Origin of the sequence: Agrobacterium sp. T29 (assembly GCF_006970545.1) — a bacterium.
Classification (GTDB): Bacteria; Pseudomonadota; Alphaproteobacteria; order Rhizobiales; family Rhizobiaceae; genus Agrobacterium; species Agrobacterium leguminum.
The window spans coordinates 1060480-1073757 of sequence record NZ_CP040641.1 but is presented as its reverse complement, the minus strand read 5'-3'; the positions used below and the strand labels follow the sequence as shown (position 1 = coordinate 1073757).

Here is a 13278-nt window from a genome sequence, read left to right as displayed (position 1 = left end):
TTAGCCCTCACGACGCGGATTGAGGATGTCGCGCAGGGAATCGCCGATCAGGTTGATCGCGACGATGAGCAACAGAAGGGCGATGCCCGGGAACAAGCTGATCCAGTAGTCACCGGAAAGCAGGTATTCGAAGCCGTTCGAGATCAGCAGACCAAGGGACGGTTCCGTCACCGGCAGACCGATGCCGAGGAAGGAAAGCGTTGCTTCCAGCATGATGGCATAAGCGACGCGCATGGTGGCGACGACGATCAGCGGCGGCAGGCAGTTCGGCAGAATGTGCCGGAATAGGATGTTGCGGTCCGGCAGCGCCATCGAGCGGGCGGCATCGACATAGGCGCGTTTGCGCTCGACCAGCGCCGAACCGCGGATCGTGCGGGCATAATAAGCCCATTGCGTCACCACCAGCGCCAGAATGATCTTGTCGACGCCCTGGCCGAGAATGGCGAGGAAAATCAGCGCAATCAGGATCGCGGGGAAGCTGAGCTGGATATCGACGATACGCATCAGCACCGAGTCCAGCCGGCCGCCGACATAAGCGCTGGTGAGGCCGATCGATGCGCCGATGACGAGCGCGATTGCCGCACTGGAGAGGCCGACGAGGATACTGGTGCGCAGGCCATAGAGAATGGCGCTGAACAGGTCGCGGCCCTGCGTGTCGGTGCCGATCAGATAGGTCATGCCCGACATGCTTTCCGAACCCGGTGGCAGGCGACCGTCGAGAATGTCGAGCTGAGCCAGATCATACGGATTTTGCGGCGCGATGACCGGCGCGAAAATGGCAGCCACGATAAAGATCGTCACCAGTATGATGCCGACGAGCGCGAGCTTGTCGTGCAGCAGCGCATGGACAACCTCCCGTGCGGGGGAACGCGAGGTGGATTTCGCGCCGCTGTTTGCGGCGGCATGAACCGAAACGGTCGAGCTGTTGTTGTCGGTCATCACGAATTCCCCTCAAGGCGAACGCGGGGGTCGACGATGGAGTACAGAATGTCGACCAGAAGATTGATGACGCTGAACATCACCACGGTGATCATCAGGTAGGCGAGGATGACGGGACGGTCGAGAACGCCGATAGCGTCGATAATCAGCTTGCCCATGCCCGGCCAGGCAAAGATCGTTTCCGTGACGACAGCGAAAGCGATCAGCGAGCCAAGTTCCAGACCGATGACGGTGATCAACGGGATCAGCGTGTTCTTCAGCACATGCACGGTGACGATACGGCGTTCCGGCAGACCCTTGGCGCGGGCGAAACGAACAAAATCGAGCTGCATGGTTTCCATCACACCGGCGCGTGTAAGACGGATGACCAGCGAAATCTTGAACAGCGCCAGATTGAAGGCCGGCAGCAGCAGATGCGTCAAACCATCGAACGTGAAGAGGCTGAGCGGCACGCCAAGGACGTTGACAGTCTCACCGCGACCCGATGCGGGCAACCAGCCTAAATAGACGCTGAACAGCATGATCATGACGAGCCCGATCCAGAACGTCGGCAGACTGAAACCGAGGATCGAGAAGGTCATGATCGACTTGGAAATAAAGCCCTTCGGCTTGAGGCCGGCATAAACGCCGAGCGGAATGCCGATAACAAGCGCCATGAACAGCGCGACGAAGGCAAGTTCCAGCGTTGCCGGCATGCGGTTCAAAATCAGGGTCAGCGCCGGCTGGTTGAACACAAAGGAATTGCCGAGATCGCCGGAAAGCGCTCGCGTGAGGAACAGCCAGTATTGTTCCCAAACCGACTTGTCGAGGCCGAAGGACTGGATGACCTGCAGGCGTTCCGCCGGTGTCGCAGTCGGGCTCAGCAGAACGTCAACCGGATTGCCGACGAGATAGAGGCCGACAAAGACCAGAACCGACATGACAAAAAGCGTGAGCACGGTTTGTAGCGACCGGCTTAGAAGATATCCGCTCATGAGCTTGAGCCTCCCAGGGTTTTTCTGCCGAGCGCTGCACCGCCATGGCGGGCGATGCGCTCGATCAGCAATTCGATGAAACCGGCCTCGTCGACATCGGTGACGACGGTGGTGTTCGCCGCCCGGTCCATCTTCTTGTAGAAATCGGCGTAGGTGTAACCCATCGTGAGGCCGGTGACCTCAACGCCGACAAAAGCCTCGCGGCTGGTGAACAATTCCGGTCGGATCAGCCACGCGATCGTCGTCGCATCGTGGATCGGTCCGCCGGGTCGGCCGAAACGTTTGACGTCGCTGCGGTCGAAGGTCGAGAAAAGATTGAAAAGGGCATCGCCCGCTTCGCCGCCGGCACGGAACCGTTCAAAATGTTTGGCCGTAAACAGCGCCTGGAAGGTCATGTCGAGCGGCATCAACACAATCGGAACGCCGGACTGGAAGACGATTTCGGCGGCGTGCGGATCGGCATAGATGTTGAATTCGGCCCATGGCGTGCGATGGCCAAGTGCGGTGAAAGCTCCCCCCATCGAAACGATCCGGCGAATGCCGCGGGCAACGTCCGGGTGCTGGATCAATGCCAGCGCCACATTGGTCATCGGCCCGATAGCGCAGATGGTGACCGGCTCGCCTGCCGCTGCCGCCGCCCGCGCCGTGCGGACGATAAAACGCACCGCGTTTTCTTCCGCCGCAACGATATCGCCGGCCTTGACCAGCGTATCGTCGAAAGCGCCGATGCGGGCATATTTCCCATAGACCTGTTCACGCACCAGCGGACCGCTGGCACCGGCATAAACCGGCACATCACGCCGTCCGCTCAGGCCGACAAGTTTGCAGGCATTGGCGACCGTATCGCGAAGCGGCACATTGCCGGCGACAATGGACAGTCCCAGAACCTCGATTTCCGGCGAGGCAAGCGCCATCAGAATGGCGGCGGCATCGTCCACGCCCGGATCCGCATCGATGATGACCTTGTGGGGTTTCATGCGACGACCTTTTCGGCATAACGCGACAGACGTTCGAGGAAGAAAGCGATCACGCCTTCCGCATCGACCTTGGTGACGATGTCGGCATTCGGCTCCAGGCCGCTCTTGCCGTACCAGTCGGCAATCGTCTGGCCCATGCAAAGCTCGCTTTCATACTCAACGAAAACACGTGCCCTCTGGGTTTCGAACAGATGTGGCGCAAGAATATAGGCCATGACCAGGGGATCGTGCAGCGGGCCGCCACGCGAACCATAACGGCGCACATCGTTGCGATCCCAAAACGCCATCAACTCGGCCAATGTTTCGGAAATACGGCCGCTGACACGCGAAAACTCGGCGACATGCTCCGGCTTCAACATGACCTGATGCGTGGCATCCAGCGACAGGGCAACAAGCGGAATGCCGCTCGAAAACACCACATGTGCGGCATGCGGGTCGGCCAGAACGTTGAATTCCGAGGTCATGGTGCGGTTGCCCGGTTCGCGATAAGCGCCGCCCATCATGACGATGCGTTCGATGCCTTCGGCGATCTGTGGCTTCATGCGCAAGGCAACCGCGACATTGGTGAGCGGTCCCAGGCAGCAGAGCGTGATACGCTCGCCCCGTTCGGCGGCCTTGCCCAGCGCGTCGATCAGGAAATCGACGGCGGACGTCTCTTCCGCCTTCTTCACCGGTTCCGGCAATACGGTGTTGCCGAGACCTGTCTTGCCATGAAACTGCCCGTGGATCGGCTCACGCAGCATCGGCCGGAAGCAGCCGGCATAGACCGGGATGTCGGCACGATTGCCGAGTTCGCAGACCTGCAGCGCATTGCGCACCGTGCGCTCCAGCGGCTGGTTGCCACAGACCGGCGTGATGCCCAGAATCTTAAGTTCCGGCGACACGAATGCGGTCAACAGGGCAATCGTGTCATCGATACCGGGATCACAATCGACGATGATCGAAATCGGCTTCATTCTCAATGCCTTCAATGTGTGGGATCAGAAAACTCAGAGCGCGCCGACATCGCGCAGCACACTGGCGATTTCCGCTCGCGCGGCTTCGCCGAGCGGCATTTGCGGATGCATCGGCGCACCGACGGCAAAACCCTGCAGATCGAGCGCCGTCTTGATGCAGGCGGCGATCGAATATTTCGCAAAAATCTCGTTGACCTTCCACATCGGCCGCTGAAGGTCCATCGCACGCGTCCAGTCACCGGCCCTGGCCGCCTCATAGAGCGCAATGCTCTGCTTGGGCACGATGCAAGCCGGGCCGGCCATCCAGCCCACGCCGCCAATCATCATCACGCAGACAGGGATGTGCGCGGAGGCTGCAAATACCTCCATCCGGCCGCGGGTCCGCTCGATGATGGAAAGCAGGCGCCCCGTATTGGTCGAGGCGTCCTTGATGTAGCGGATATTATCGACCCGGCTCAGTCGCTCGATAACCGGCAACGAAAGATCGGAACGCTGGAACTGCGGATTGGTATAGAGCACCACCGGACGGCCTTTGGCCGCCCTGGCGATCGCAGTGAAATAGGCTTCCACACCCTCGTCGCTGACCGGAAAATAAGCTTCGAGGATCGCCAGAATGCCATCCGCGCCGGCCGCGACCATATATTCCGTCTGGGCAACGGCGTCGGCAGTGGAAGTCGACGCCACGCCGGCGACAACGGGAACCCGGCCGCGATTGGCCGAGATCACGGTATTGACGACGCGGCGTCTTTGCTCCTGGGAGAGATAGGCAAATTCACCCGTGCTGCCGAGCGGCGTCAGACCATGCACGCCCGCGTCGACCAGGTGGTCCACCAGATCCGTCAGCACACCTGGCATCACCTCGCCGGCGCTATCGACCGGGGAAACGAGATAGGGAAATACACCGCTGAAAGACATGGTGGACCGCTCCTTTTCTTCGATCAGTTCGGCTTCACGTAGTAGGGAAGCGTGTAACCGTCGGAACGACCCGCATAGTTGATATCGCTCTTCACCGCCCAGGTGTTGGCGAGATAGAAAACCGGAATGACGCCGAGATCCGTCATCGCGATTTCCGTGGCCTTCCTCAGAAGCTCCTCACGCTTGGCGTCGTCGAGCGTCGAGCGGGCCTCGTTCAGGGCCTTGTCGAATTCCGGGTTGGAATAACGACCGCGATTGCCCTGACCGGCCTTTTCGCCGTAGGTCTCGAGGATCGGTCCAAGAACGCCCGAAGCCTCACCGGTTTCGACGGCGGCGCCGCCCATGATGAACGAAAACTCGAGGTTCGAGGCGCGGGTGAAATAGACGCTACCCGGCAGGGTGGCGACTTCGGTTTTCACGCCGACGCGGCTGAAGAACTGGCCGATGGCCTGCGCAATCTTGCTATCGTTCGGATAACGGTCATTCGATGCATGGAAGGTCAGCTGGAAACCGTCGGGATAACCGGCCTTCGCCAACAGTTCCTTGGCCTTTGTCGGGTCATAGGCGTCGACCTTGATGGCGGGATCATAACCGAAATAACCTTCCGGCACGACCTGGCCGGCCGGCACACCCTGCCCGTCCATGATGCGGTCGACCAGCGCTTCGCGGTTGATTGACAGGGACAGAGCGCGGCGCACTTCCGGTTTCAGGAGCGGGTTCTTGCCGTTCGGGCCCTTGGCGAAAGGCGATTCTTCGCGGGCTTGGTCCATGTGCAGATACATGATGCGGTTGCCGGCAATGTTGACGACCTTCAGCTTGTCGGATGCCTCGAGCCGGCGGGTATCGGCCGTCGGGATGCTTTCGATCATATCGACATCGCCCGAAAGCATGGCGGCAACGCGCGCGCTCGGGTTCTTGAAGACCCGGAAGGTCACCTTGTCCCAGGCAGCTTTTTCTCCCCAGTAAGCATCATTGCGCGCAACAACGACATTATCGTCCGGCGACCAGGAAACGAATTTGAACGGGCCGGTGCCGATAACACCCTTGCCGGTGTTCATTTCGCCCGTCGTAACCTTTTCCATTTCGGCCGGAAGCATCGCGATACGACTGAGATTGTTGAGCAGAAGCGGCGTTGGGCCGGCAGTCTTGATACGGACCGTCAGCGGATCGACGGCTTCGACCTCGGTTATAGCCTTCACGTAAGCGGCAAACGAGCTTGGGCTGTTGGTAGAGGCAAGTGGAATGCGCTTGATGCTGGCGACCACGTCTTCAGCAGTGAAATCGCTGCCGTCGTGGAATTTCACGCCTTCGCGCAGCTTGAATTCCCAGGTCTTGTCGTCGACGATTTTCCAGGAAACTGCGAGCGCCGGCTGGATCTGCTGCTTGTCGTCCTGATTGACGAGGCCATCGAAAATGTTGCGCGCCATCGCACTGTTCGGGCCGACGACATAAAATTGCGGGTCCATGGACGTCGTGGAGGCGGACAGACCAACGGTCAGATCCCGGGCCTCGCTCGCGAACGGCATGGCGAAAACAGACGCTGCCAATGCGGCTGCGAAAACAGAAAACTTCATGACGGGGACTCCTCCAGGTTGTCCGGCCCGCGCTCCCTGCGGGTAAAAGACGAATTAACGTTTTACCTGGCAAAAGAAAAATTGCATTTTGTACTTAAGCCATGCCGCAATGTTATGGAAGGAAACCAGGTGAGACTGAAACCAAGGCAGGTCGAAGCGTTTCGAGCGGTGATGATGACCGGTGGCATTACTGCCGCGGCCGAAGCCATGAACGTCACCCAGCCGGCCGTCAGTCGCCTTATCCGCGATCTCGAAGAGATCGTTCAAATGCGGCTGTTTGAACGCGTGGGCGCCAGATTGGTGCCAACCGCCGAAGCCACACAGTTTTATCGGGAGGTCGAGCGGCTTTATCTCGGCCTCGACCAGATTGCCCAGGCCGCCGACGACATACGCGCGCACAAGAACACCGTTCTACGCATTGGCAGCGTAACATCGCTGGTTCGCCCCTACCTGCATCGGGCGATTGTCGAAACCATTGGCGACCGGCTGGATATTCCGCTGGTGATCGACGTCGAAAACAGCCGGCATATATGGGATATGGTCGACCAGAACCGCTATGATCTCGGGCTGGTTTTCGGCTCTCCTAGAATGGCGGACAAGAACGCCACGCCTCTGCACAGTTCCTATGCCGTTGCCGCAATGACGGCAGATCATCGACTGGCATCCCGCCGGGTCGTCACGCCAAATGACCTTCTCGATGAACGAGTGCTCATTCCCGGCCGCAATTCTCCGCTCAGGCTAGCGCTCGACCGCGCCTTCTCAATCGAAGATCACCAACCGATAAGCACGATGGAAACGTCAATGCTGAACTGCTGCCACTTTGCATCGGCGGGCATGGGCGTTGGCATCGTGGATCATACCAGCCTGCGTTCTGCCGGTGCCGAAGTGGTGGCGATACCATTCGAACCGAAGATCGAAGTGTCCTACTACGCGATACGGCCAATCGGTGCGCAGAGAATTGCTGTTCTTGATGAGTTGATTGAGCGCATCCGTCAAATGATGAGCGCCGCAGGAGACCTTGGTTCGTATCTAACACTACGAGAGTCTTGAGGAGATACGGATCGCTCCCGGTTATTGCCTTGCTCGCGTCCTTTGGCGACCAGCAGCGACCGCCATTTCCCTTTTGCAGGATTATGGCGCCAACCGCACAATGATCGTGGCCTTGGAAGACGACAATTTCCGTTCGACGGCCAGAGCTTGCGCTGAATCAAGGCCACTGATGGTGACGCTGCCGCCCATAATCGGCTCTCTCACGACCGGTTCGAAGATGACGTCTCCGTCAACCAGCAGCTGGGTCTTCTGCCCGAGAGCCGCGCGTGTGAAATCCTCGAAGACCTTGGCGCTTTCCGGTGTCAACGCAATTTCCACCGCAGGTCCGGCAGTGGGATTGATCGAGGTTTTCACCTTTGCGACCTTGAGCGAAATCGGTGCAACGTCCCCACCGCTGTCGGCAGAGGTTTTGCCACCCTCCTTCTGGTTGGGAGAGGAAGCGGTATCGGCGTCGGCCTTTGGGCGGTAATGGTCCAGATCGATCGAAGCCTGCGTATTGTTTTGAGGTAGCGGCTCAACGCGTTGGCCAGACAGGGTCTCGGCGGTCCAGGCATGCGGTGCAGGCAGGACCGGTGGCTGATCCTCTCGCCAGATATGCACACCCACGGTGACCTTCATGCCGCCAACACTTGCGACCGTGTTTTCCAGCACTTCGATTGTCGAGCCGTCGCGTGTTGAATTCACATAGGTCACAGTCCGCGACTTGCCGGCGCTTCTGGCCTGCGCCAGTTGCGCATCGGTCAGTTGTTTCGCCCGGTCTGCGAAGCTTGCGATCATGCCATCTATCGAAGATTGCTGGGATTGCAGCAGGGCAGCCGGATCGTAGGTGACCGTCGCGCTGAATGTGGCTGTTTGCCGGGCCTTGTCGGCGGCTTCAAGTTTCCAGACGGTGCTTGTCGGAACGAGCACCCCCTTCAGTTCTTCGCTTCCCGCAACCGTCCATTCCTGCCCGATATCTGTCGTGAAAGCTTCGGAGGACTGCCCGAGCGCAAGGATCATGCTTTCCGGCGCAAGCACGTTGATCACGACAAGAGGATTACCTTTAACGGTCTGGAGCATGCGGGAGGCCGTGTTATCCGACGAGGACGTGGACAGGAGCCTTTCCAAATTGGCAATGATCTGATCGGCGCCGACAAGCGCCGCCGGAGCACCGCTCGGATCCGCGTCGAATTCCAGTTCCTCGACACCATAAGCGGCGAGCGAATTGCGGAACATGGCGTTCATCGCATAGGAATCCGCAGCACCCGTCGCATCCGAGGGAATGTCTGCGGAAAGTTTCCATTTCACACGCATCCCCTCGTCGTTCCGCGACAGAACCGTTGCCGATTGACGGAAATCGCCACGCATGACAACGGAGGATGCTTCCGGCTTGTCGAACCAAAGCGACATATCGGTTTCGGTCGTTTTTTGAACCCGATAATGAAGCTCAGTGCCGACGGCAGGCGCATAAGGCGGCACGGTCACGCTCTCTGCCGCCTGTGCGGGGCTGACAGCTATCGTTGCAGGGAATGTCAGACCGGCAGTGAGAAAGAGGAGGCGGATCAGGCCGATATTGCGGCGCGTTGTGGTCGTGCGAATTTGCATGCCCTCCGGTTGCAGCTTTTCCAACACCTGACATGCCGATTTCGGACTGTCTATCCCAGTTTCAACACCAAGCGGCTTCTGTGGGCAGTGATTTTTAATCATTGAATTCTGCCCTGCGCCGCGATTTCCGCGACGGTTCTATACGCACGCTTCCGGTTTTCATCGACGCTAGTTGAGGCGTTGACTGGTTCTGGCATCGAACAGGTGGATCGATGCCAGATCCGGCTGAACCTGGATGGTCGCGCCCGGCTGCGCTTGTACGCGCTCGCGGAAGACACCGATGACCTGGTGATCGCCGATCATCATCGTGACCTGCGTTTCCGACCCCATCGGCTCCACCAATAAAACGGTTGCGGTGAGGCCATGGTTGACCAGTTCGAAATGTTCCGGGCGGATGCCGTAGATCGCTTCGCCTGTGGCAGGGCCGGGCGGGAGGGGCAGGACGACGCCGTCAGCCTCGAAACCATCGGCGGTCAATCGTCCCTTGATGAAATTCATTGCCGGGGAACCGATGAAACCGGCGACGAAGGGATTGACGGGCCGGTCATAAAGCTCGAGCGGCGCTCCGCATTGCTCGACCCGTCCGGCATTCATCACCACGATCTTGTCGGCCATGGTCATGGCTTCCACCTGATCATGCGTGACATAAACGGTCGTGACCCCGAGACGCTGGTGCAAAGCCTTGATTTCACCGCGCATCACCACACGCAGCTTGGCATCGAGATTGCTGAGCGGTTCGTCGAACAGAAAAACCTGAGGATTGCGGACGATTGCGCGGCCCATGGCGACACGCTGCCGTTGCCCGCCGGAAAGCTGGCGGGGGAAGCGTTCGAGCAACGGCGTCAGCCCCAATATCTCCGCTGCCCAGCTCACCCGCTCGGCGATCTCGGCCTTGCTGCCGCCGCGATGTTCAAGCGAAAAAGCCATGTTTTTCGCTACGTTCATGTGCGGATAAAGCGCGTAGTTCTGGAAGACCATGGCGATGTCGCGGTCTTTCGGCTCGATCTCGTTGACGATACGGCTGCTGATAGAGATATCGCCGCTGGTAACGGTTTCAAGGCCTGCGATCATCCGCAGCAGGGTGGATTTGCCGCAGCCCGAAGGGCCGACGAGGACAACGAATTCGCCATCGGCAATATCGATATCGACGCCGTGGATGGTGGCGAATGCGCCATAGCTTTTCTTGACGGATCTAAGGGTAACGGGTGCCATGGGTCAGCCTTTCGATTAGCCTTTAAGCCCGGTATGGGCGAGGCCTTCGACGAATTGTTTCTGCGCAACGATGAAGACGATGAGTACGGGGATGGCGGTCATCGTCGCGGCGGCAAGCTGGATGTTCCACATCGGTCCGCCGTAGGCGTCGGTAAATTGTGTCAGCGCCTGGGGCAGGGTGAACTTGTCGGGGCTGGAAAGAAAGACGATGGGTTCGAGATAAAGGTTCCAGCTGCCGAGAAATGTGAAGATTGCAACGGCGGCCAGCGCCGGACGGGCAAGCGGCAGGGCGATGGTCCAGAATATCTTTAGCCGGCCGAGGCCATCGACCCGTGCGGCTTCTTCCAGTTCCACGGGCAGGGAGATGAAGAACTGGCGCATGATGAAGGTGGCGAAGACCGCCGGCGCACCGAAGATCGGCACCAGGATCAGCGGCCAATGCGTGTTGATCATGCCCCATTTGAGAAACATCCGGAACAACGGAACCAGCGTCACTTCGGATGGGATCAGCAACCCCACCAGAACCACCATGAAGATGGCGTTGGCAAAGGGGAACCTGATACGCGCAAAGGCATATCCGGCCATCGACGCCACTGCCATGGTGCCGATGGTGACGATCGCCGCGATATAGGCGGAGTTCCAGTATTGCAGCGCGAAGGGCTGTATTCTGAAGACGTCGGAATAGGAGGAAAAATCGAAGGCGCGCGGCCAGATATCCGGCGGAAAGGCAAATATCTGGCTGACGGGTTTGACCGACGACGTGACCATCCACCAGGTCGGGAAGACGAAGGGGACAAGCAGCACGCAGAGTATGAAATAGATCAGCGCCTGCGCGCGTGGGCTGAGTTCAGTTTTCATAGAATACGAACTTTCTGCGCAAGTGCCATTGGATGAAGGTGAGAGCGCCGACAATGACCAGCAGGATGATGGAGAGTGTCGAACCGTAACCGAAGAGGTAGAACTGGAAGGCCTGCTGATAGAGGTAATAAACGAGAACCGTCGTGGAAAAACCCGGCCCGCCCTGCGTGAGGATCATGATCTGCGCAAAGACCTGCAACGCGCCGACGATGGTGACGATGGAGGCGAGCAGGATCGTCGGGCTGATCATCGGCAGGGTGATGCGATAGAATTGCTTGAAGCGCGGCACACCGTCGACGCGCGCGGCTTCGAACAGTTCCCGCGGCACGCCCTGCAGTGCTGCGAGAAACAGGATCATGTTGAGGCCGAGATTCTTAAGCGCCTGCACGACGATGACCGAGATCATCGCTGTCGTTGGGTGGCGCAGCCAGTTGGGACCCTCGACACCGATCATTTGCAGGAGGCCGTTGATGCCGCCATTATTCTGCAGCAAGAAGCTCCACACAATCGTCCAGGCGACCAGCGACACCACGACAGGCGAAAAGAACAGTGTGCGGAACACGGTCATGAAGGCCAGCTTCTGGTTTAAGAGCAACGCAAGCCCCAGCGCCAGGCTCATATTGAGCAGGGCAAGCCCGGCCGAGAACACGGCGGTCACGGCCAGTACTTCGCCTATGGCCGGGTCGCTGAGCAGCTTCTGGTAATTGGCCGCGCCGGTGAACCGGAACGATCCCGCCAGCACGTTCCACTCATGCAGCGAATACCAGAAGACCAGCACCAGCGGGACGAGCACGAAAACGACGATACCGATGAGTTGCGGTGCGATGAACAGATAACCGATGGCGGCGTCACGCCGCGCCATGGTCCAGAAACCGCGCCGGGCCTCTGTTTGCGCTGTTTGGAGGGCAAGCGTCATGGCTCTTCTTCCTTCTGCCTTTCGCATCCACCGGATGACTGCGAAGCGTCAATTGGCCGCCAGCAATGGGTCAAGACGGCTGCAAAGCGCTTGCAGAACAGCCGCGACATCGGCATCGGGTCGCCAGAGACCGTCGAGGCCAGCGCGAACGGTCTGTTGTAGCCGGGCAAAATTGAGAACCTGTTGCGTTGATTGACCGGTGGCGACGCCACGAATGACCACGGCCTCTATCTGCTCGCGCGACAGCAACGGATTGGCGGCCGCGAGCACATCGGCAGTGAGCAGACTTTGCCGCGCCGGCGGGAAAAACCGCGCGAGCTTGGCTACATTAGGCTTGGAGGAGAAAAACGCGAGGAATTCCGCCGCGAGCTTCGGGTTTTTGCCGCTGGCCATGACGCCAATGCCTGCGCGACCTGTAACGGCATAGTCGCCTGCAGGTCCTGTAGGCAATGGCACGAGATCCCAGTCGAAGGCCTTGTCGCCTTTCGGCAGCAGCGATGCGCGGCTGATCTGGGTGGTCGTCATCGCCGCATCCCCGGCAAAGAAATCGGCCGAAACGCCAGGCCCCGGCATGGCCTTCTTCACGAAGATCGCATCGTGGATGAAGCGCATGGCCTCAACCATCTCCGGGCTGGCAAAAGCGCAGGATTTGGTATCTTTCGACCAGGGATAGGCATTCCAGCCGGTATAGATTTCGGCAAGATTCTCCCACGCCTTGTATTCGAAATCACGAATGATCAATCCCTGTTTGCCGGTCGTCGCGACTTTTGCGGCCGTCGCAATGGCATTGTCCCAGTTCCATTCGCCGGCAGTGATCATCTCGGCGGGCGTCTTTGCGCCCGCCGCCCGGATCATGTCGTTGTTAACAAAGACGCCGAAGGGCGATGTCGAGAACGGATAGAGATATTGTACCCCTTCATACGACCAGGCGGTGAGCGTTGCCGGGGGGAAGTCGCCCATGTCGTAACCTTCGGTATTGGCAAAGGTTTCGGTGAGGGGATAAAGCGCCCCGGCCGCCATGAAGTCCGGCGCGGTCGTGTCGAACAGCCAGGCCAGATCGGGGGGATTACCGCCGGCGATCTGGGTTGTCAGAGTGGTGGCATAGCCTTCGTAGGCAAGCGAATCGTAGGTGATCTTGACGCCGGGATGGCTCGCCTCGAACTCATCGGCGATTTCGTTGAACAGAGCCAGATGGGCTTCGTTGGCGCTCCATATGGCCATCCGCAATTCCTGCGACAAAGCCGGCGAAACCAGCCCGGATGTGACCAGAAAACCGGTCAATGCAATTTTCACTATACTCCTGCGCATGAATAATCCTCCCCG

At 59.2% G+C, this 13278-nt stretch carries 12 protein-coding genes; 1 reads left to right on the top strand and 11 read right to left on the bottom strand.

Annotated elements, in window-relative coordinates; genetic code table 11:
• From FGF54_RS19945 to FGF54_RS19920, 6 genes are read right to left on the bottom strand one after another with little or no spacing between them, the layout of a single operon-like run.
• The gene (locus tag FGF54_RS19945) at positions 1–939 is read right to left on the bottom strand and encodes an ABC transporter permease (protein ID WP_035264986.1); all 939 of its coding nucleotides are present in this window, start codon (positions 937–939) and stop codon (positions 1–3) included.
• Complete coding sequence (locus tag FGF54_RS19940) at positions 939–1913, bottom strand: ABC transporter permease (protein ID WP_142780882.1); 975 nt, start codon at positions 1911–1913, stop codon at positions 939–941. Before FGF54_RS19940 ends, FGF54_RS19945 begins: the two co-directional genes overlap by 1 nt.
• Positions 1910–2890 carry a nucleoside hydrolase gene (locus FGF54_RS19935; RefSeq protein WP_142780881.1) on the bottom strand — a complete coding sequence of 327 codons (981 nt, stop codon included), beginning with the start codon at positions 2888–2890 and terminating at the stop codon, positions 1910–1912. The genes FGF54_RS19940 and FGF54_RS19935 overlap by 4 nt, the downstream gene beginning before the upstream one ends.
• Positions 2887–3846 (bottom strand): nucleoside hydrolase, encoded by a 960-nt coding sequence (locus FGF54_RS19930; protein ID WP_142780880.1) that lies wholly within the window; start codon positions 3844–3846, stop codon positions 2887–2889. The genes FGF54_RS19935 and FGF54_RS19930 overlap by 4 nt, the downstream gene beginning before the upstream one ends.
• 33 nt (positions 3847–3879) lie before the next feature.
• On the bottom strand, positions 3880–4761 hold the full coding sequence (locus FGF54_RS19925) for a dihydrodipicolinate synthase family protein (RefSeq protein WP_142780879.1): 882 nt from the start codon (positions 4759–4761) through the stop codon (positions 3880–3882).
• Positions 4762–4784: 23 nt separating this feature from the next.
• Entirely contained in the window at positions 4785–6335 is a 1551-nt protein-coding gene (locus FGF54_RS19920) for an ABC transporter substrate-binding protein (protein ID WP_142780878.1), read from the bottom strand.
• A 129-nt stretch (positions 6336–6464) separates the two neighbouring features.
• Between FGF54_RS19920 and FGF54_RS19915 the strand changes: the two genes are divergently transcribed.
• A complete protein-coding gene (locus FGF54_RS19915; protein WP_035265027.1) occupies positions 6465–7385 on the top strand; it encodes a LysR family transcriptional regulator in 921 nt (306 codons plus the stop codon).
• Between the two features lie 81 nt (positions 7386–7466).
• Here the strand turns inward: FGF54_RS19915 and FGF54_RS27345 are convergent, their stop codons facing one another.
• From FGF54_RS27345 to FGF54_RS19890, 5 genes are all read right to left on the bottom strand, one after another.
• Positions 7467–8969, bottom strand: a complete 1503-nt coding sequence (locus tag FGF54_RS27345; protein ID WP_168208195.1) for a hypothetical protein — start codon at positions 8967–8969, stop codon at positions 7467–7469.
• Between the two features lie 168 nt (positions 8970–9137).
• Positions 9138–10181 (bottom strand): ABC transporter ATP-binding protein, encoded by a 1044-nt coding sequence (locus tag FGF54_RS19905; RefSeq protein ID WP_142780877.1) that lies wholly within the window; start codon positions 10179–10181, stop codon positions 9138–9140.
• Between the two features lie 15 nt (positions 10182–10196).
• Entirely contained in the window at positions 10197–11039 is an 843-nt protein-coding gene (locus FGF54_RS19900) for a carbohydrate ABC transporter permease (protein WP_078052174.1), read from the bottom strand.
• Complete coding sequence (locus tag FGF54_RS19895; protein ID WP_142780876.1) at positions 11029–11955, bottom strand: carbohydrate ABC transporter permease; 927 nt, start codon at positions 11953–11955, stop codon at positions 11029–11031. The genes FGF54_RS19900 and FGF54_RS19895 overlap by 11 nt, the downstream gene beginning before the upstream one ends.
• A 48-nt stretch (positions 11956–12003) precedes the next feature.
• The gene (locus FGF54_RS19890) at positions 12004–13263 is read right to left on the bottom strand and encodes a sugar ABC transporter substrate-binding protein (RefSeq protein WP_142780875.1); all 1260 of its coding nucleotides are present in this window, start codon (positions 13261–13263) and stop codon (positions 12004–12006) included.
• Positions 13264–13278 lie beyond the last annotated feature (15 nt).